Raw genomic sequence first — 17,709 nt, forward strand, 5'->3', positions numbered from 1 at the left:
ATCGAACGGAACAACATCGAAGGAGGAACTTAGCATGTCGAAAGTACTTGTATTAGCAGAATCTCGTGAAGGTTCATTACGTAACGTATCATTTGAAGCGATTGCAGCTGGAAAGAAAATTTCTGGTGGGGGCGAAGTAGTTGCTGTCCTATTAGGTGACGCAGCTGGCGAGCAAGCAGCAGAGCTTGGCGCATTCGGTGCAGACCGCGTGGTAACAGTAGAACACCCACACTTAAAACAATACACTTCAGACGGGTATGGCCAAGCATTGATGGCTGTTATCGAGCAAGAAAATCCCGAAGCAATCGTATTCGGACACACAGCACTAGGTAAAGACTTGTCTCCTAAAATCGCTGCTAAACTTCAAGTAGGCTTAGTGTCTGACGTGACGGATATCGAAGGAGAAGGCGACGAAGCCATCTTCATTCGTCCAATCTACTCTGGTAAAGCATTTGAAAAAGTGAAATTAAAAGACGATGTGAAATTCATCACAGTTCGTCCGAACAATATCGCACCACTTGCTAAAGAAGAAGGACGAGCTGCAGAGGTATCTTCACTTTCTGTAGACATTACAAACCTTCGTACGATCATCAAAGAAGTCGTACGTAAATCAACTGACGGCGTCGACCTTTCAGAAGCGAAAGTAGTAGTAGCTGGTGGTCGTGGCGTGAAGAGTGCAGACGGTTTTGCTCCATTAAAAGAACTTGCTGATCTTCTTGGAGGTGCTGTTGGTGCATCACGTGGTGCATGTGACGCTGATTATGTAGATTATTCTTTACAAATTGGCCAAACAGGTAAAGTCGTGACTCCAGACCTTTACATCGCTGCAGGTATCTCAGGAGCTATCCAGCATTTGGCGGGTATGTCCAACTCGAAAGTTATCGTTGCGATCAATAAAGATCCAGAAGCAAACATCTTTAAAGTAGCAGACTACGGTATCGTAGGAGATCTATTCGAAGTCATCCCTATGTTGACTGAAGAATTCCGCGCAGTATTATCTAAGTAATTTCTACTCTCGGCTCCTCTAAAGGAGTCGAGTTTTATTATTAGGTGGTTCGGGTATCATTTGATATAATCGCATATAGATACACAAGAAGGAGGAATTATCGTGGCAGTAACTCACACAACAGACGCAACATTTGCACAAGATATCGGAGAAGGTTTAGTATTAGTAGACTTTTGGGCACCTTGGTGTGGACCATGTAAAATGATCGCTCCAGTACTAGAAGAACTAGATGGCGAACTTTCTGACAAAGTAAAAATCACAAAATTAGATGTGGACGAGAACCAAGCAACGGCTAGCCAGTTCGGTGTTATGTCCATCCCAACTTTGATTCTTTTCAAAGACGGTCAACCGGTTGATAAAGTAATCGGCTACCAACCAAAGGAAAACTTAGCTAACTTAGTGAACAAACACGCATAATTTTTAAAACACCGGAGTCCTTACTGGATTCCGGTTTTTTCTAAAGTAGATCCGAACATTCGTGCGGATTTCGCGTGCGAAAGGAAGGTGAGACGATGAACGAACTAGTTCGACAAAAAAGTGAAATCCTACCTGAACAGCCCGGCTGTTATTTGATGAAAGACGGCAACGGTACCATCATCTATGTAGGAAAGGCAAAGGTATTAAAAAATCGAGTCCGTTCGTACTTCACGGGTACGCATAATGGAAAGACACAGCGTCTCGTCCAGGACATCGAAGACTTTGAATATATCGTCACGTCATCAGACCTTGAAGCTTTAATTCTCGAGCTTCATCTGATCAAAAAACATGACCCCAAATACAATGTCATGTTGAAAGATGACAAGACGTATCCATATATCAAGATTACAGGGGATGCTTATCCTCGAATCATCACAACCAGAACGGTTCGCAAAGACAACGGGAAATACTTTGGTCCGTATCCGAACGTCTACGCAGCGAACGAGACTCGGAAACTTCTCGACCGAATCTATCCTTTCCGGAAATGTGTAAAGATGCCGGACAGGCTCTGTCTCTATTATCATATCGGGCAGTGTCTAGGTCCCTGTGTCAAAGACATCCCACGTTCTGAGTTTCAGTACATGATCGATGAAGTGTCGAAATTTTTAAATGGTGGTCACATCGCTGTTCGGACAGAGCTTGAAAAGAAGATGATGGCGGCTGCTGAGGCGATGGAATACGAGCGCGCCAAAGAATACAGAGATCAGATTGCACATATCGATACTGTTATGGAAAAACAGAAGATGCAGATGAACGATTTCACGAACCGCGATGTCTTCGGATATGCTGTCGATAAAGGCTGGATGTGTGTCCAAGTCTTCTTTATTCGACAAGGAAAATTGATTGAACGTGACGCTTCTATGTTTCCTGTTTACGGGGAACCAGAGGAAGAATTCCTGACGTTTATTGGTCGTTTTTATGAACAGAGCCAACACATTAAACCGAAAGAAGTCATGGTCCCTGGCACTGTTGATGCCGACATTATTCAACAACTTCTAGATATTCGCGTCTTCGTCCCTCAAAAAGGAAAGAAAAAAGAGCTCGTCAATCTAGCAATCAACAATGCCGAAGTGGCTTTGAAAGAAAAGTTCCATTTGGTTGAAAGACAAGATGAACGGACGATCGGCGCAGTGGAACAGTTGGGCGCTCATTTGGGCATCCCTGCACCTCGAAGAATCGAAGCCTTTGACAACTCACATATATATGGTGCCGATCCAGTATCTGCTATGGTCGTATTTGAAGACGGGAAACCTCTCAAAAAAGAGTACCGCAAGTATAAAACGAAAACCGCCGCCAAGCATGATGACTACGGGGCGATGCGAGAAGTCATACGGCGCCGCTATACCCGTGTGCTGCGAGAGCGATTGCCACTTCCTGATTTGATTTTGATTGATGGAGGGAAAGGGCAGATGTCCTCAGCACGGGAAGTGCTCGAAGACGAACTCGGACTCGACATTCCCATTGCAGGACTTGCCAAAGATTTGAAACACCAAACGGCAGAACTTCTTTATGGGGAGCCACCCCTACCGGTACCAATGAAGCGTACTTCACAAGAATTTTATTTACTCCAACGGATTCAAGATGAAGTCCATAGATTTGCTATCACGTTCCACAGACAACAGCGTCAAAAGAACAGCATTCAGTCTGTTCTCGATACCATTCCAGGAGTCGGGCCGAAGCGGAGACAACAGTTGATGAAGCATTTTGGTTCAGTCAAAAATATGCGAGCCGGATCTCTTGTAGACTTTGTAGCAGCTGGTCTACCCGAAGCATTGGCACTTGAAGTGCAAAAAAAACTGAATGAAGATGCCTTGCCAACGTCAGATTAGTGTGCTAAAGTAATCCTAATTTCATATTCACTTTACGTGAAGATAGAGGTGCGAGCGTCAACAGTACGGTTTCGGAGGATGACAGATCCTGTGAAGAAATCGGAAAGGGGCAATCGCCGAAATGAAGGTCTGCTGATCCAGTCCTTCGTTGGTCTTGTGTTGAACAAACCCAAGATTGTCAGAATACACATTCTGGAGGGCTATCTTACATGGACATCACTAGTTGACCGTGTTAGACAAAATGCTTTCCATTCGTGGAAAGCATTTTTTTGTCCCTTCTCAATAGTCGGAGGAGAGAAGAAAATGGCAATTGTTGTAATGAAGTTTGGAGGAACATCTGTTGGATCGGTGGAGCGCATTCGAAATGCTGCTTCCCGCGTAATTCAAGAAGTAGACAATGGACATCAAGTGGTCGTCGTCGTATCTGCAATGGGAAAAACGACGGATCATTTAGTAGAACTAGCAGAAGAGGTCTCTTCATCTCCTTCAAAACGAGAAATGGATATGCTGTTGTCGACTGGAGAGCAAGTGTCTATGTCGTTACTCGCAATGGCTTTAGAAACTAGAGGCTACCCAGCAGTGTCGATGACAGGCTGGCAAGCAGAATTGCAAACCGAGAAAGTGCACCGCAACGCTCGCATCGTTTCGCTTAAAGGCGACAAGATCCGTGCGAAACTTGAAGCTGGTAACATTGTCGTCGCTGCAGGATTCCAAGGAATCACGGAAGACGGAGAAATTACAACACTTGGTCGTGGGGGATCAGACACCACAGCAGTAGCAATCGCAGCAGCAATCGGAGCGATGCGCTGTGATATTTATACGGATGTGGACGGTGTCTACACATCAGACCCACGCTATGTAGAGGGTGCACGTAAACTCCAATCGATTGAATATGATGAGATGTTAGAATTAGCTAACTTAGGAGCAGGGGTTTTACATCCTCGTGCTGTAGAATATGCGAAGAATTACAAAATCCCGTTGACAGTTCGCTCGAGCCTGTCGCAGGAACAAGGAACTGTGATTGAGGAGGAACCAACTATGGAATCGAATTTAATTGTACGCGGTGTCGCATTTGAATCAGATGTCGTAAGACTCACGATCAGCTACGAAAAACCGTTCAACGGGTCACTAGCTAAAATCTTTACCACTCTTGCTGCACACAATATCGATGTCGACATTATCGTCCAGTCCATTGTGGACGGAACAACGCCGACTGTCTCATTCACAATTAAAAAAGAGGCGTTATCAGAAGCGATTCAAGTGTTAGAAGAGCGCAAGCAGGATTTAGGCTTCCAGGTCGCAGATTTTGAGGTGGGCCTTGCGAAAGTGTCTATCGTAGGGTCAGGAATGGTATCGAATCCTGGAGTGGCGGCGCAAATGTTTGATCGTCTTCGACAAGAAGATGTCCCCGTTAAAATGGTCAGTACATCAGAGATCAAGGTATCCGTTGTTGTCCCGCAACAGATGATGATTGCTACAGCGAACGCTCTCCACGACGAGTTCCGACTCTAGGAGCTTGAGGTAGAAGTGTAACTATCGGACAAAAAAGGAAGCAGTTTCTCATGGGAAATGAGAGACTGCTTTTTTTATGGAAACATCAGTTGAGTTGAGAGCCTTGGCGAAGAAGTTCTATATCGTGTCATGCAGATGAAGCAGCTTCTAATGAAGAACAAACATCATCTGATGAAGAAGAAACCAGCCGTCTTGCAGAACAAGTTGCATCCATGCACAACAAATCGATGTTCTTGCACAAGAAATTCTTTCTGATGCACAAGAAACCAGCCGTTATGCAGAAGAACGCTCGCTCACCCACCCACTAGATAACTTCTTAGAGTCCTTAAAACCTTACTAGTAAGAGCGAACGCCTTCCGCATCTAGGTGGAATCGAGTTGCACCTCCTGAAATCCCCGTAAAATGCCAACGCGTCTCATGAAGCCAAGAGCGCTTCACAAGCCACGTCGGCATTTCACAAGATTTCTGGACAGTCGGTTCCACATCTAGGTTAGACAAAATAGTTACAATAGTGTGAACAAATCACACAAAAAATTCACACTTTTGAGCAGATAAATGGGAGCGTTTCCACCTTAGGAGTAAACTTAAGATAGTTGCTATTCTGATTTCGCTGTAAAAACCACCAGCTTGGATGTTACTTCTTCTGCACATTCTGTCAACCGCCCATGCAGCATTTCAAACTGTTCTGCTAGAAAGCCGGCTTCTAGTTTGAAGCAGCGATCGGAACGAGTGTCAGAGCGATGGGCACCTTGAAGGTGGAGGATTAGTTCGCGTTTCGCTTCCTTATGTAACTGGAGTTCACCCCAGCCAGCTTGTTCAAAAAAGGCTTGCAGTTCTTCGACTGACTGACAAGGGAATTTTCGTGCCAAATCTTTACCGGCCCAATAAAGAACTTCTTGTTCATGCTTACCTAATAAGGAAGCAATTAAATGATCACGAATCAATTCGTAACCAAACTGTGGAATTACTTTCTCTTGTGTCTTTTCCATAATGACCACTCGCTTTCCAAAATCAACGATATCAGTATAGCATGTAGATTTCATTTTTGTGCATGTGAAAAAAGACACAATCGCGTTAGAACCCTTGAGGTATCTGATGTTTGAGAAGTATTCTCACTCCTGAAGTGCCTTGACCTACCTATTTTAGGGGAGTACAATAGTTATGTTAAACTACAAGGCCGTTACGAACGTCGATATTTCGTGCATCGTAACAATTATTGAAGGGTCACTTCGCCGTGATCACTCAATCGCAAAATTTGAGGGGGGTAACCACTTTGGCGAAAAACAACGAATTTCTTTGGCGACGACTGCATTCCTTACTAGGAATTATCCCAGTGGGATTGTTCTTAACGCAGCATTTGATCGTCAACCACTTTGCAACAAAGGGAGTAGATGCTTTTAACGAAGCTGCACACTTCATGGAAAGCTTGCCATTCCGTTATGCACTTGAAATCTTTGTAATTTTCTTACCATTAATGTTCCATGCATTTTACGGAATCTACATTGCTTTCACTGCTAAAAACAACACGCAACGCTTCAGCACATTCCGTAACTGGATGTTCGTAGCACAGCGTATCACAGGAATTTTCCTAGTAATCTTCATCGCATGGCACGTCTATGAGACTCGCTGGCAGGTTGCAATCGGAGCTGATAAAGCTGATTTCAACATGATGGCAGATATCTTAGGTAATCCTTGGATGTTCGGTTTCTATGTAGCTGGTGTACTTGCTGCAACGTTCCACTTAGCAAACGGTATCTGGTCATTCCTAGTTAGCTGGGGGATTACACAATCCGCTGCTTCACAACGTGTGGCTACATACGTAACGCTTGGTATTTTCGTAGCATTGTCAGTAGTGGGCATCCGTGCATTACTTGCATTCGTAGTATAAGCCACTACTAAAAATTCGAGGAGTGAGAAAAGCATGGCAAAAAGTAAACTGATCGTTGTCGGTGGAGGCCTTGCAGGTCTTATGGCAACAATGAAAGCTGCCGAAAACGGTACGCCTGTTGATCTATTCTCATTAGTTCCAGTAAAGCGCTCTCATTCAGTGTGTGCGCAAGGCGGAATTAATGGTGCAGTAAATACAAAAGGTGAAGGAGACTCAACTTACAAACACTTTGACGATACAGTGTATGGCGGTGACTTCTTAGCGAACCAAGGTCCTGTAAAAGCTATGGCTGATGCAGCGCCTGGTATCATTCACTTATTTGACCGTATGGGTGTTATGTTCAACCGTACTCCAGAAGGTCTTCTAGATTTCCGCCGTTTCGGTGGGACACTTTATCACCGTACAGCTTTTGCTGGTGCTACAACTGGTCAACAGTTGCTTTATGCACTGGATGAGCAAGTGCGCCGCTACGAAGTAGACGGTCTTGTAACGAAGTACGAAGGCTGGGAATTCCTAGGCATAATCAAAGATGATGAAGGCGTCTGCCGCGGTATCAAAGCACAGAACTTGAACACTGGTGAAATCCAAGCGTTCCGTTCAGATGCTGTAATTATGGCAACAGGTGGTCCTGGTATCATCTTCGGTAAAACAACAAACTCTATCATCAACACAGGATCTGCTGCATCTATCGTTTACCAACAAGGTGCAAAATATGCAAACGGAGAATTCATTCAAATTCACCCAACTGCAATCCCTGGTGATGACAAACTACGTCTGATGTCAGAGTCAGCTCGTGGTGAAGGTGGCCGTGTTTGGACTTACAAAGACGGAAAACCTTGGTACTTCTTAGAAGAGAAATATCCAGATTACGGGAACCTAGTTCCTCGTGACATCGCTACACGTGAAATCTTCGACGTGTGTGTGAACCAGAAGCTTGGAATCAATGGAGAAAACATGGTATACCTTGACCTTTCTCACAAAGATCCACACGAGCTTGACGTAAAACTTGGTGGTATCATCGAGATCTACGAAAAGTTCACTGGAGACGACCCACGTAAAGTACCAATGAAGATCTTCCCAGCAGTTCACTATTCAATGGGCGGACTTTGGGTAGATGACGACCAGATGACAAACATTCCTGGATTGTTTGCAGCTGGTGAATGTGATTACTCTCAGCACGGTGCGAACCGTCTTGGAGCCAACTCACTTCTTTCTGCAGTATACGGAGGAAGCGTTGCTGGACCGAATGCAGTGAAATACATGAAGGGTCTGAAGAAGTCTGCTGCAGATCTTCCAGATGACATCTTTACTCGTGAAGTTCAAAAAGAACAAGAAGAGTGGAACAAAGTATTGAACATGCAAGGTACAGAAAATGCTTATTTGATCCATAAAGAGCTTGGAGAGTGGATGACAGACAACGTAACAGTTGTACGTTACAACGACAAGCTTGAACAAACAGATAAAAAGATTCTTGAATTGATGGATCGTTGGGAGCGCATCAACATGGACGATACACAACAGTGGTCGAACCAAGGAGCTTCTTTCACGCGTCAGTTAAAGAACATGCTATACCTAGCACGCGTTATTACAATCGGAGCGCTTAAGCGTAATGAGAGCCGTGGTGCTCACTACAAACCTGAATTCCCTGAGCGTAATGACGAGGAATTCATGAAAACTACAATCGCAGAGTTCGATGCTGCCACTGGCGCACCGATTATCTCGTACGAGGAAATTGACGTATCGTTGATTCCACCACGTAAACGCGATTATTCTTCTAAAGGAGGGAACTAATCCATGGTGACAGCAACAGAAGCAAAAAAAATTACTGTTGAGATCCAGCGTCAAGACACTCCTGACTCGGAACCCTACTGGGAAGCCTTTGAGGTTAACTACCGTCCAAACATGAACGTAATTTCTGCTCTTATGGAAATTCGTCAAAACCCAGTAAATAAAGATGGAAAAGCAACAAAGCCTGTAACTTGGGATATGAACTGTCTTGAGGAAGTTTGTGGAGCTTGTTCTATGGTCATCAATGGTCGTCCGATGCAATCGTGTTCGGCACTAGTTGACAAATTAGAACAACCAATCAAACTAGCTCCAATGCGTACATTCCCAGTAGTACGTGACTTACAAGTTGATCGTACTCGCATGTTTGACTCATTGAAACGCGTAAAAGCATGGGTTCCAATCGATGGATCATACGATCTTGGTGAAGGACCACGGATGCCAGAGCGTAAGCGTCAATGGGCTTACGAGCTTTCAAAATGTATGACTTGTGGGGTTTGTCTAGAAGCGTGTCCAAACGTTAATGACAAATCAAACTTCATGGGTCCTGCTCCACTTTCACAAGTTCGCCTATTCAACGCTCACCCAACTGGTGCGATGAACAAAGATGAGCGCTTAAACGCAATCATGGGCGAGGGTGGTATCGCAAACTGCGGTAACTCTCAAAACTGTGTTGTGGCATGTCCGAAAGGAATTCCATTAACAACTTCTATTGCGGCTCTTAACCGTGATACGACTGTTCAAATGTTCCGTAACTTCTTCGGTTCTGACTACATGGTTGATAACTAATTAGATGTGAGCCTCGCTACTTTTGGGTAGCGAGGCTTTTTCTGCTAAGTTTAGCTAGTTTCACATGAGAAGCCCTTTTCCTGGGGGAGAACCTCGAAGCCTCCTCGTCGCAGGCTCCTGCGGGGTCTCCGAGAACCTCATGATACCCTAGGAAAAAGGCATCTCAGGTTCAAAAAAAGTGCCTAACAGATTTTAAATTTCAAGAAGCGCAAAAGTGTGCTGTAGATCTTGGGGCTGTTTCCTGAAGAATCAGGTTGATGCCGGATATCACCCGTGTCGCTTCACCCGTGAAGCGATTGGGAAGATTTGGCGCGGCCCTTTTGGAAACAGCCCCAAGTCAGGCATGATTTAAGCGTCAAAAGCATAGGCTTCACGTCGTACCAAAATAATTTAGCTATACCAGTTTGTAAAGATATACGGATAATGATTTGTCTGACAAATTATGCTATACTTCTGAATGAATAGTCATTCACAAAACTAGCTGCAAGGGGTGCGGTATGATGAGAGCAAGCTACATCGGGGACGTAGAAAAGTGGAAGTCGGAATTTCAGTTTTATTCAGAAGTCAGTGTGCGCTTTAGTGAGACGGATATGTACGGCCATCTCAACAATACAGTAAACTTCGCTTACTTCGAATATGCACGGATCGAATTCTTTAAACACATTCAGCTGATGAACGACTGGTTGGATCCAAAGGGCTCAACGATTCCAGTGGTCGCGGATCTACAATGTGATTTCGTCAAACAAGTGTATTTTGATGAACAACTCAAAGTCTATGTAAAGGCCAATTCTGTAGGAACGTCTTCAATGGACGTTCACTATATGATGGTCAATGCGAAAGACGAGATTACCGCAACAGGCAGAGGGACTATCGTTCAGATCCACCGTGTGACAGGGAAACCGGTCGCTTGGTCAGAAGAGACAAAAAAACAGTTACAACACGCGTAAGCAAGCACGCCTTCCCCAAGTCATTCATACAGTATGAATAGACCATGAGGAGGGATTTTTTTGTTTCCATCCAATTATTTCATCTTAACGCAACGTGAGCGTGACGTATTTCTATTGCTAACCAGCGGAATGACAACGAAAGAAGTGGTTGCTGCACTAGAGATTCGAGAGAAGACCGTTCGCAATCATATCACGAATTCGATTCAAAAATTAGGCGAATCGGGTCGAAAAGCTGCGATTGAAGAACTGATTCGGTTGAGGGAAATTCACTAAAGACACAGATACGCTTGTAATTTTCGCAAGAAGACGTCACAATAAGTAGTACAAGGATATGCAAAAGTGAGGGATTTGATGACGAACGAAATCAATGAGCCGGTAACCCATGACGCAGACCGCGTGGCCGTGCTTGAAAAAGAACTACGTTATATCTCAGGCGTAATCAAACAAAAAGGAAGACAAATTCTTAATTCTTATACAATTACTCCACCTCAATTCATTGCGCTTCAGTGGCTGCATGAATCTGGGGACATGACAATCGGAGATCTATCTACTAAAATGTACTTGGCCTTCAGTACAACGACAGACCTTGTCGACCGCATGGAAGCGAATCAACTCGTACAGCGCGTCCGCGATGAATCGGATCGTCGTGTCGTTCGCATCCACTTGCTGGCTGAAGGGGAGCGCATCATTGAAGAAGTAATCAATAAGCGTCGTGAGTATTTGACTGCTGAGCTTGAGAGCTTCACGCAACAAGAAGTCGAACAACTGACAGAACTGCTCCATAAACTCCATAAAGAAATGAAAAAGAACTGAGGAATTACTGTGGATCGTCCGATTGGTATTTTAGATTCAGGTGTCGGGGGCCTTACGGTCGTCAAAGAAATCATGCACCTGTTACCAAATGAACAATTGATATATGTCGGGGATACGGCACGCTGCCCTTATGGACCGCGAAGCCCGCAGGAAGTCCGCAAATTTACGTGGCAGATTTCACTTGCCCTTCAAAAGATGAACGTCAAGATGCTGATCATCGCGTGCAACACGGCAACAGCGGTGGCATTGAATTCATTGAGTCGTCAAATGCCGTTTCCGGTACTAGGCGTCATCTTCCCAGGGGCACGTGCTGCTTCTAAAGCGACTCGCAATCACAAGGTCGTAGTGCTTGGTACATCAGGCACTGTGAAGAGTGGCGCCTATGAATACGCCATCTCTGCTCTGAGCTCATCGAGTCAAGTAGAGGCGCTGGCTTGCCCAACATTTGTTCCTCTTGTTGAGAGTAATGAATACGAAGGGGAGTTTGCGCACAAGATGGTGCAAGAAGCCCTCGCCCCTTTAAAAGGAAAAGACTTTGATACGGTCATCTTAGGGTGCACCCATTACCCGCTACTTCAAGGACATATCGAAGAAGTCGTTGGGGAGCACGTACACGTGGTTTCATCCGCGCAAGAAACTGCAAATGATGTCAAAGACTATTTAGATTTCCACCAACAACACAATACAAAGCCAGGCAGAAAAGAGCCGATCTTCTATGCAACGGGTTCCATCCCGATGTTCAAAGAGATTGCAGAGCGCTGGCTCGCGCTTGAACACGCAGATGTTCGACGCATCCAATTTTGACCCTCCTCAGGATGTCCTGCAGAGGGTCTTTCTACGACAGAAAGGAAGATTTTATGAGACATGATCAACGTACCGCGCAGGCACTGCGTCCTGTAGACATCACTAAAGATTTTATTACACACCCGGAAGGTTCGGTCCTCATCACAATGGGAGGCACTCGTGTCATCTGTAATGCGACTATCGAAGAAAAAGTACCTCCATTCCTGCGTGGGCAAGGAAAGGGATGGATCACGGCAGAATATTCGATGCTTCCTCGTGCAACACATTCTCGTTCTCCTCGTGAAGCAGCAAAAGGCAAGATTTCAGGTCGTACGATGGAAATCCAGCGATTGATCGGCCGTGCATTACGTTCAGTAGTGGATCTAGAAGCCCTTGGGGAGCGTACGATCTGGGTTGACTGTGATGTCATCCAAGCGGACGGAGGCACTCGTACAGCCTCTATAACCGGTGCATTCGTTGCGATGACTCTTGCTATTAGTCGTTTAGTCGAAGAGAAACAGTTGCCTGTATTTCCTGTCCGAGACTTTTTAGCGGCGGTCAGTGTCGGTGTTCTGGAGTCTGGAGCAGTTGCAGACCTTAACTATGAGGAAGATTTTGCAGCTCACGTCGATATGAACCTTGTCATGACAGGCAAAGGGGAATTTGTCGAAATTCAAGGTACAGGTGAAGAAGCGACGTTTTCACGCAAACAACTAAATGAACTACTTGAGCTAGGCGAACATGCCATCAATGAATTGATCTCGATTCAAAAGCAAGTATTAGGTGCGATTGCAGATGAAATCGGGACAGACAATGGAGGACTAGTATAATGAAAGATATTTTGATTGCAACAAAAAATAAGGGGAAAGCCAAAGATTTCGAGTCCATCTTTGGGCCTCTTGGCTATACTGTAAAAACATTAGATGACGTAGCGTCTCATCTAGATGTGGAAGAGACCGGTTCGACTTTTGAAGCAAATGCAATTTTGAAAGCAGAAGCTCTTGCGAATGAGCTGAACACGATTGTGATTGCGGATGACAGTGGTCTGGAAGTGGATGCACTGAACGGGGAGCCTGGTATTTACTCAGCTCGTTATGCAGGAGAAGCGAAAAGTGACGATGCCAACATGGACAAGTTGCTTGCAAACCTAGATGGAGTTCCTGCTGAAGAGCGTACAGCACGCTTCGTTTGTGCGATTGCGTTAGCACAGCCGGGTAAAGAAACTGTCACGTATCGCGGGACGTGTGAAGGTGTGATTGCGAACGAACGTCGTGGAGAGTTTGGCTTCGGTTACGATCCGATTTTCTTTGTACCTGCACAGAACAAGATGATGGCAGAACTGACACCAGAACAGAAGTCGGCTATTTCACACCGCGGTGCAGCGATTCAGAAACTCCGTGCGGACTGGGACGGCTTAAATTAATTTTTGTGAAATACCATTGACTTTGCAAAGTGGTGTATCTATAATGAGAAATGTCTTTCCTGTCTATGGATAGGGGAGTACTTTGACTCTGTAGCTCAGTAGGATAGAGCAACGGCCTTTAATGATAGGAGCCTCTATAGGGAAACAACAACTTATAGAGTGGACGACACTGTATCGGTGAACCCTTCCAGGTCATGCTGATGGCAATACCGAGGAAACTTACGATCACGAAAGTGATCTAAGAAAATCAAAGGATCATAACCTATGATGGTAGATTTTCTGAAGCATAATCTTAGATTATCGTGAGGTTCCGTAGAGACTATACGTGTCGCACCTGAAACGGTGAAGATATAGTCCAGACCACAAACAGTCACTTGGTGGCGAAAGCCATAGTGGTAAGCTAAGCCGTCGGTCGGGGGTTCGAATCCCTCCAGGGTCGTACTAACACTTGTGAGCCTTCTTCTTTCTAGATTACAATAGAGAGAAGAAGGCTCTTTTACTTTGAACCGAATTCCCAACAGGAAGCAGGTGGCCCTATGAAAAAACATCGACCAGAAAAGCGCGGGAACATGATCATCTTTCCTGGCGCCTTGAACACCCAAATCGACAAAGCACTTCGAGCTGCTGACCGGCACGATTTCATGGAAGCAGTCCGGCACTTCGATACTGCCAAAGAGCTCGGAGCTCTTGAACCGGAAGCGGAGCTGATTTATGCCTATTCGCTTTATGAAGTACGTCAGTTCGAGAAAGCACTCGCCATATGCGATACGCTCTTACATGAAGGCTTTGATGAATACGAAGAGCTCATGGACCTGTATGTCACGTTACTTGTCGAGTTGCGTCGATTTGAGGAAGCAGATGCCTTGATCAGTACGCTGATTGAAGAACGTGTCCTATCTCCTGAACGCAAAGAGAAATGGTTGCATCTTCGGGAGCTCAGTGGACGACTCGCAGCGAATTCAGAAACAAAAGAAGTGCCCGAGCCATTAGAAGAGTTGAATCCAGAACTGTATAGCATTCCAGAGTTTTTCGAAAAGCCGCTCGTCATGCAGTATCAACTGTTGTTAGCTGCTTTCGAAGGGGACTGTCAAAAGCTCGAAAGAGAATGGCAAGAAATCGTAGAACACGCATCTGTCCACCCGGTCATACAGACGCTCGCGCTATTGCTACTCATCGCAACAGATAGCCAAGACATCGTCCGTGTTAGAAAGTTCAACTGGGATCAACCGTGGGTGCCGGCTGCACTGGATGAGCCATTTGAAAACGAACGGTTCCAACAGCTCATCACGAAAATCGAGGAACGTCTAGAAAACGAACCGACTGCGTATCTACTCATTCGCGATACGTTCCAGCACCACAGCTACTTACAATATCCGTATGTGTGGAATGGATTTTCAGATGAAGACGTCGTCGAAGGATACACGTTGTATTTCGAGGAGTTGTTGCTTGGTGAAAACAAGCGCTCAGATCATAGGGTGCTGCGCATGATACACAAGATCGATCAGCTCTATGCGCTACTAGAAATACAATAGGTTGAAAGTACCCGTAACTATGGTATAATGTACAAGTTGTCAATACATTAAATAATGTTTAGTCAAAAATGAAACCAATTGTTGGAGGTAGAATATATGTCAACGAAGTGGGAAAAACAAGAAGGAAACGAAGGCGTTTTAACGTTTGAAGTTTCTGCAGAAGAGTTCAAAAAAGCAATCGATGAGGCTTTCAAAAAAGTCGTAAAAAACATTAACGAGCCAGGTTTCCGTAAAGGAAAAATGCCACGCCAAATGTTCAACAAAAAATACGGTGAAGAAGCTCTTTATCAAGATGCAATCGACATCGTACTTCCTGAAGCTTACACCAAAGCACTTGATGAGTCTGGAATCGACCCAGTAGATCGTCCAGAAATCGACATCGAGTCAATCGAAAAAGGCCAACCAGTTGTGTTCACTGCGAAAGTAACAGTGAAGCCTGAAGTAAAACTTGGTGACTACAAAGGTCTTGAAGTGACTCCACTTGAAGAAACAGTTACTGAAGAAGAAATCAACGAACAACTTTCAAACCACCAAGCTCGTCTTGCTGAAATGTCAGTGAAAGAAGACGCTATCGTAGAAGGCGACACTGCAACAATCGATTTCGAAGGATTCGTTGGAGAAGAAGCATTCGAAGGCGGTAAAGGTGAAGATTACGACCTAGAAATCGGTTCTAACACATTCATCCCTGGCTTTGAAGAGCAATTAGTTGGTGCAAAAGCGGGCGACTCTAAAGACGTAGTTGTTACATTCCCAGAAGAGTATCATGCAGCTGAACTTGCTGGTAAAGAAGCTACGTTCAAAGTAACAGTAAAAGAAGTTAAAGGAAAAGTTCTTCCAGAACTAAACGATGACTTCGCTAAAGAAGTAGACGAGTCAGTTGAAAGTCTTGATGCACTTCGCACAAAATTAACTGAGCAAACTACTGAAGAGAAAAAACAAACTGCTGCACAAGCACTTCGTGATGACCTTGTAGAAAAAGCTGCTGCTAACGCAGAAGTAGACATTCCACAAGCAATGATCGATTCTGAAGTAGACCGTATGCTTCAAGAGTTTGGTCAACGTCTATCACAACAAGGTATGAACCTTGACTTGTACTACCAGTTCTCTGGTCAAGACGAAGAAGCACTTCGTGCACAAATGAAAGAAGATGCAGAAAGCCGCGTGCGTGTATCTCTTACATTAGAAGCAATTGCTGCTGCTGAAGGTATTGAAGTAACTGAAGAAGACGTGAACGCAGAGCTAGAAAAAATGACAGCTCAGTTCGGTATGACAGTGGATCAAATCAAAACAGCACTAGGCGGAACAGCTATCCTAGAAAACGATATCCGTTTCCAAAAGACAGTTGAGTTCTTAGTAGACAACGCGAAAGTAACTAAATAAGATCTCTAATACGGAACAAGGTGCAGAGGATTCTGTACCTTGTTCTTTACATAATCATTTCATTTGCTATACATACCATAATCTTGTAAACTAAATCTCTGAATAGGGGTGAGTACAGTGTTCAAATTTAACGACGAAAAAGGGAACCTAAAGTGTTCGTTCTGCGGTAAGCCTCAAGAACAGGTTCGCAAACTTGTAGCTGGCCCTGGAGTATATATTTGTGATGAATGTATCGATCTTTGCTCTGAAATTGTAGAGGAAGAACTAGGAACAGAAGAAGAAGTTGAATACCGTGAAGTTCCAAAGCCTCGAGAAATCCAAGGGATTCTTGATGAATACGTCATCGGTCAAGAGCGTGCTAAAAAAGCATTAGCTGTAGCCGTTTATAATCATTACAAACGCATTAACTCAAACAGCGTCATCGACGAAGTGGAGTTATCAAAATCTAATATCGTCCTTATTGGACCAACAGGAAGCGGGAAAACGCTTCTTGCTCAAACACTAGCTCGCATTCTGAACGTACCGTTTGCCATCGCAGACGCGACGTCTTTAACAGAAGCAGGTTATGTAGGAGAAGACGTAGAAAACATCTTGCTCAAATTGATCCAATCTGCGGATTACGATATTGAACGTGCTGAAAAAGGCATCATCTACATCGATGAGATCGATAAAGTAGCACGTAAATCAGAAAATCCATCTATCACACGTGATGTATCGGGTGAAGGTGTCCAACAAGCCTTACTAAAAATTCTTGAAGGAACTACTGCAAGCGTGCCGCCACAAGGTGGACGTAAGCATCCACATCAAGAATTCTTACAGATCGACACAACGAACATCTTGTTCATCGTCGGTGGTGCGTTTGACGGCATCGAGTCCATCATCAAACGCCGTATGGGTGAGAAAGTCATCGGATTTGGTTCAGATCCAAACAAAAAAGACCCAGAAGCTGCTAGCTTAATGGCGAACCTGATTCCTGAGGACTTATTGAAATTTGGTCTGATTCCGGAATTTATCGGCCGTTTGCCAGTTTTAGCAAGCTTAGAGACGTTAAATGTGGAAGCACTTGTGCAGATTTTAACGGAACCTAAAAATGCTTTGGTGAAACAGTACGAGAAAATGATGGAACTGGACGGCGTCAAGCTAACCTTCGAAAAAGACGCACTTTCTGAGATCGCAAAACTTGCAATCGAACGTAAAACAGGTGCGCGTGGACTTCGCTCCATCATCGAAAACATCATGCTAGACGTCATGTTTGATCTTCCTTCTCGTGAAGACATCGTAGAATGTGTCATCACAAAAGAGACAGTAACAGACAGCCAACCGCCGAAATTACTGAAAGAAGACGGCACGGAGTTCATCAACGACACGAAGACGTCTGCGTAACAGCGACCATCCAGCTGGCTTTCCGTTAGCTCAACTTTGAGCTTACTGGAAGCTGGCTTTTTTATTGTTAGATGTGGAAGGCGTTCGCAAACAAAATCCATAAAACAAAATGCATGTCTCTAGGGATATTTGCCTGCTTTCGAGTATACTAAATGAACAAGC

The 17,709-nt window shown here is 44.6% G+C and carries 17 protein-coding genes and 1 riboswitch; of the genes, 16 read left to right on the forward strand and 1 reads right to left on the reverse strand.

Going from position 1 to position 17,709, the window contains the following annotated elements; genetic code table 11:
- The first annotated feature begins 34 nt into the window (after positions 1-34).
- The 4 genes from CQS04_RS00715 to CQS04_RS00730 all read left to right on the forward strand — a co-directional run bounded on the left by CQS04_RS00715 (position 35) and on the right by CQS04_RS00730 (position 4,824).
- Positions 35-1,006, forward strand: coding sequence for an electron transfer flavoprotein subunit alpha/FixB family protein (locus CQS04_RS00715; protein ID WP_100352312.1), 972 nt, complete (start codon positions 35-37; stop codon positions 1,004-1,006).
- A gap of 102 nt (positions 1,007-1,108) precedes the next feature.
- Positions 1,109-1,423, forward strand: coding sequence for a thioredoxin (trxA, locus tag CQS04_RS00720; RefSeq protein WP_094944170.1), 315 nt, complete (start codon positions 1,109-1,111; stop codon positions 1,421-1,423).
- 95 nt (positions 1,424-1,518) lie between these two features.
- Entirely contained in the window at positions 1,519-3,312 is a 1,794-nt protein-coding gene (gene uvrC / locus CQS04_RS00725) for an excinuclease ABC subunit UvrC (RefSeq protein WP_100352313.1), read from the forward strand.
- Positions 3,313-3,347: 35 nt separating this feature from the next.
- A riboswitch (Lysine riboswitch) is annotated at positions 3,348-3,523 on the forward strand.
- 92 nt (positions 3,524-3,615) lie between these two features.
- Complete coding sequence (locus tag CQS04_RS00730; protein ID WP_100352314.1) at positions 3,616-4,824, forward strand: aspartate kinase; 1,209 nt, start codon at positions 3,616-3,618, stop codon at positions 4,822-4,824.
- A gap of 596 nt (positions 4,825-5,420) precedes the next feature.
- Here the strand turns inward: CQS04_RS00730 and CQS04_RS00735 are convergent.
- A complete protein-coding gene (locus CQS04_RS00735) occupies positions 5,421-5,813 on the reverse strand; it encodes a YslB family protein (protein ID WP_100352315.1) in 393 nt (130 codons plus the stop codon).
- A 284-nt stretch (positions 5,814-6,097) separates the two neighbouring features.
- Here CQS04_RS00735 and CQS04_RS00740 point away from each other — a divergent pair, with 284 nt between their 5' ends.
- The 12 genes from CQS04_RS00740 (at position 6,098) to clpX (ending at position 17,547) form a co-directional block, all read left to right on the forward strand.
- Positions 6,098-6,712 carry a succinate dehydrogenase cytochrome b558 subunit gene (locus tag CQS04_RS00740; protein WP_100352316.1) on the forward strand — a complete coding sequence of 205 codons (615 nt, stop codon included), beginning with the start codon at positions 6,098-6,100 and terminating at the stop codon, positions 6,710-6,712.
- Between the two features lie 33 nt (positions 6,713-6,745).
- Positions 6,746-8,503 carry a succinate dehydrogenase flavoprotein subunit gene (gene sdhA / locus CQS04_RS00745; RefSeq protein ID WP_100352317.1) on the forward strand — a complete coding sequence of 586 codons (1,758 nt, stop codon included), beginning with the start codon at positions 6,746-6,748 and terminating at the stop codon, positions 8,501-8,503.
- Between the two features lie 3 nt (positions 8,504-8,506).
- On the forward strand, positions 8,507-9,286 hold the full coding sequence (gene sdhB / locus CQS04_RS00750) for a succinate dehydrogenase iron-sulfur subunit (protein WP_100352318.1): 780 nt from the start codon (positions 8,507-8,509) through the stop codon (positions 9,284-9,286).
- A 500-nt stretch (positions 9,287-9,786) separates the two neighbouring features.
- Positions 9,787-10,233, forward strand: a complete 447-nt coding sequence (locus tag CQS04_RS00755; protein WP_174688373.1) for an acyl-CoA thioesterase — start codon at positions 9,787-9,789, stop codon at positions 10,231-10,233.
- A gap of 60 nt (positions 10,234-10,293) precedes the next feature.
- The gene (locus tag CQS04_RS00760) at positions 10,294-10,506 is read left to right on the forward strand and encodes a LuxR C-terminal-related transcriptional regulator (RefSeq protein WP_245858718.1); all 213 of its coding nucleotides are present in this window, start codon (positions 10,294-10,296) and stop codon (positions 10,504-10,506) included.
- Between the two features lie 78 nt (positions 10,507-10,584).
- Positions 10,585-11,046 (forward strand): MarR family winged helix-turn-helix transcriptional regulator, encoded by a 462-nt coding sequence (locus CQS04_RS00765; RefSeq protein WP_100352321.1) that lies wholly within the window; start codon positions 10,585-10,587, stop codon positions 11,044-11,046.
- Positions 11,047-11,055: 9 nt separating this feature from the next.
- Positions 11,056-11,850: a glutamate racemase gene (gene racE / locus CQS04_RS00770; protein ID WP_094941322.1), complete on the forward strand. Its 795-nt coding sequence runs from the start codon at positions 11,056-11,058 to the stop codon at positions 11,848-11,850.
- Positions 11,851-11,903: 53 nt separating this feature from the next.
- Positions 11,904-12,659: a ribonuclease PH gene (gene rph / locus CQS04_RS00775; RefSeq protein WP_100352322.1), complete on the forward strand. Its 756-nt coding sequence runs from the start codon at positions 11,904-11,906 to the stop codon at positions 12,657-12,659.
- A complete protein-coding gene (locus tag CQS04_RS00780) occupies positions 12,659-13,252 on the forward strand; it encodes an XTP/dITP diphosphatase (protein ID WP_100352323.1) in 594 nt (197 codons plus the stop codon). Before rph ends, CQS04_RS00780 begins: the two co-directional genes overlap by 1 nt.
- A gap of 536 nt (positions 13,253-13,788) precedes the next feature.
- Complete coding sequence (locus CQS04_RS00785; RefSeq protein ID WP_100352324.1) at positions 13,789-14,784, forward strand: tetratricopeptide repeat protein; 996 nt, start codon at positions 13,789-13,791, stop codon at positions 14,782-14,784.
- Positions 14,785-14,880: 96 nt separating this feature from the next.
- Positions 14,881-16,164 carry a trigger factor gene (tig, locus tag CQS04_RS00790; RefSeq protein WP_100352325.1) on the forward strand — a complete coding sequence of 428 codons (1,284 nt, stop codon included), beginning with the start codon at positions 14,881-14,883 and terminating at the stop codon, positions 16,162-16,164.
- Positions 16,165-16,281: 117 nt separating this feature from the next.
- Positions 16,282-17,547 carry an ATP-dependent protease ATP-binding subunit ClpX gene (gene clpX, locus CQS04_RS00795; RefSeq protein ID WP_100352326.1) on the forward strand — a complete coding sequence of 422 codons (1,266 nt, stop codon included), beginning with the start codon at positions 16,282-16,284 and terminating at the stop codon, positions 17,545-17,547.
- Positions 17,548-17,709 lie beyond the last annotated feature (162 nt).

Origin of the sequence: Chryseomicrobium excrementi (assembly GCF_002798305.1) — a bacterium.
Classification (GTDB): domain Bacteria; phylum Bacillota; class Bacilli; order Bacillales_A; family Planococcaceae; genus Chryseomicrobium; species Chryseomicrobium excrementi.

What these genes read in the sequence shown, in the direction of transcription:
- CQS04_RS00715 (WP_100352312.1), top strand. Translation starts at nt 35, where the DNA reads ATGTCGAAAGTACTTGTATTAGCAGAATCTCGTGAAGGTTCATTACGT.
- uvrC (WP_100352313.1), top strand. Translation starts at nt 1,519, where the DNA reads ATGAACGAACTAGTTCGACAAAAAAGTGAAATCCTACCTGAACAGCCC.
- CQS04_RS00730 (WP_100352314.1), top strand. Translation starts at nt 3,616, where the DNA reads ATGGCAATTGTTGTAATGAAGTTTGGAGGAACATCTGTTGGATCGGTG.
- CQS04_RS00735 (WP_100352315.1), bottom strand. Translation starts at nt 5,813, where the DNA reads ATGGAAAAGACACAAGAGAAAGTAATTCCACAGTTTGGTTACGAATTG.
- sdhA (WP_100352317.1), top strand. Translation starts at nt 6,746, where the DNA reads ATGGCAAAAAGTAAACTGATCGTTGTCGGTGGAGGCCTTGCAGGTCTT.
- sdhB (WP_100352318.1), top strand. Translation starts at nt 8,507, where the DNA reads ATGGTGACAGCAACAGAAGCAAAAAAAATTACTGTTGAGATCCAGCGT.
- CQS04_RS00755 (WP_174688373.1), top strand. Translation starts at nt 9,787, where the DNA reads ATGAGAGCAAGCTACATCGGGGACGTAGAAAAGTGGAAGTCGGAATTT.
- CQS04_RS00765 (WP_100352321.1), top strand. Translation starts at nt 10,585, where the DNA reads ATGACGAACGAAATCAATGAGCCGGTAACCCATGACGCAGACCGCGTG.
- rph (WP_100352322.1), top strand. Translation starts at nt 11,904, where the DNA reads ATGAGACATGATCAACGTACCGCGCAGGCACTGCGTCCTGTAGACATC.
- CQS04_RS00780 (WP_100352323.1), top strand. Translation starts at nt 12,659, where the DNA reads ATGAAAGATATTTTGATTGCAACAAAAAATAAGGGGAAAGCCAAAGAT.
- CQS04_RS00785 (WP_100352324.1), top strand. Translation starts at nt 13,789, where the DNA reads ATGAAAAAACATCGACCAGAAAAGCGCGGGAACATGATCATCTTTCCT.
- tig (WP_100352325.1), top strand. Translation starts at nt 14,881, where the DNA reads ATGTCAACGAAGTGGGAAAAACAAGAAGGAAACGAAGGCGTTTTAACG.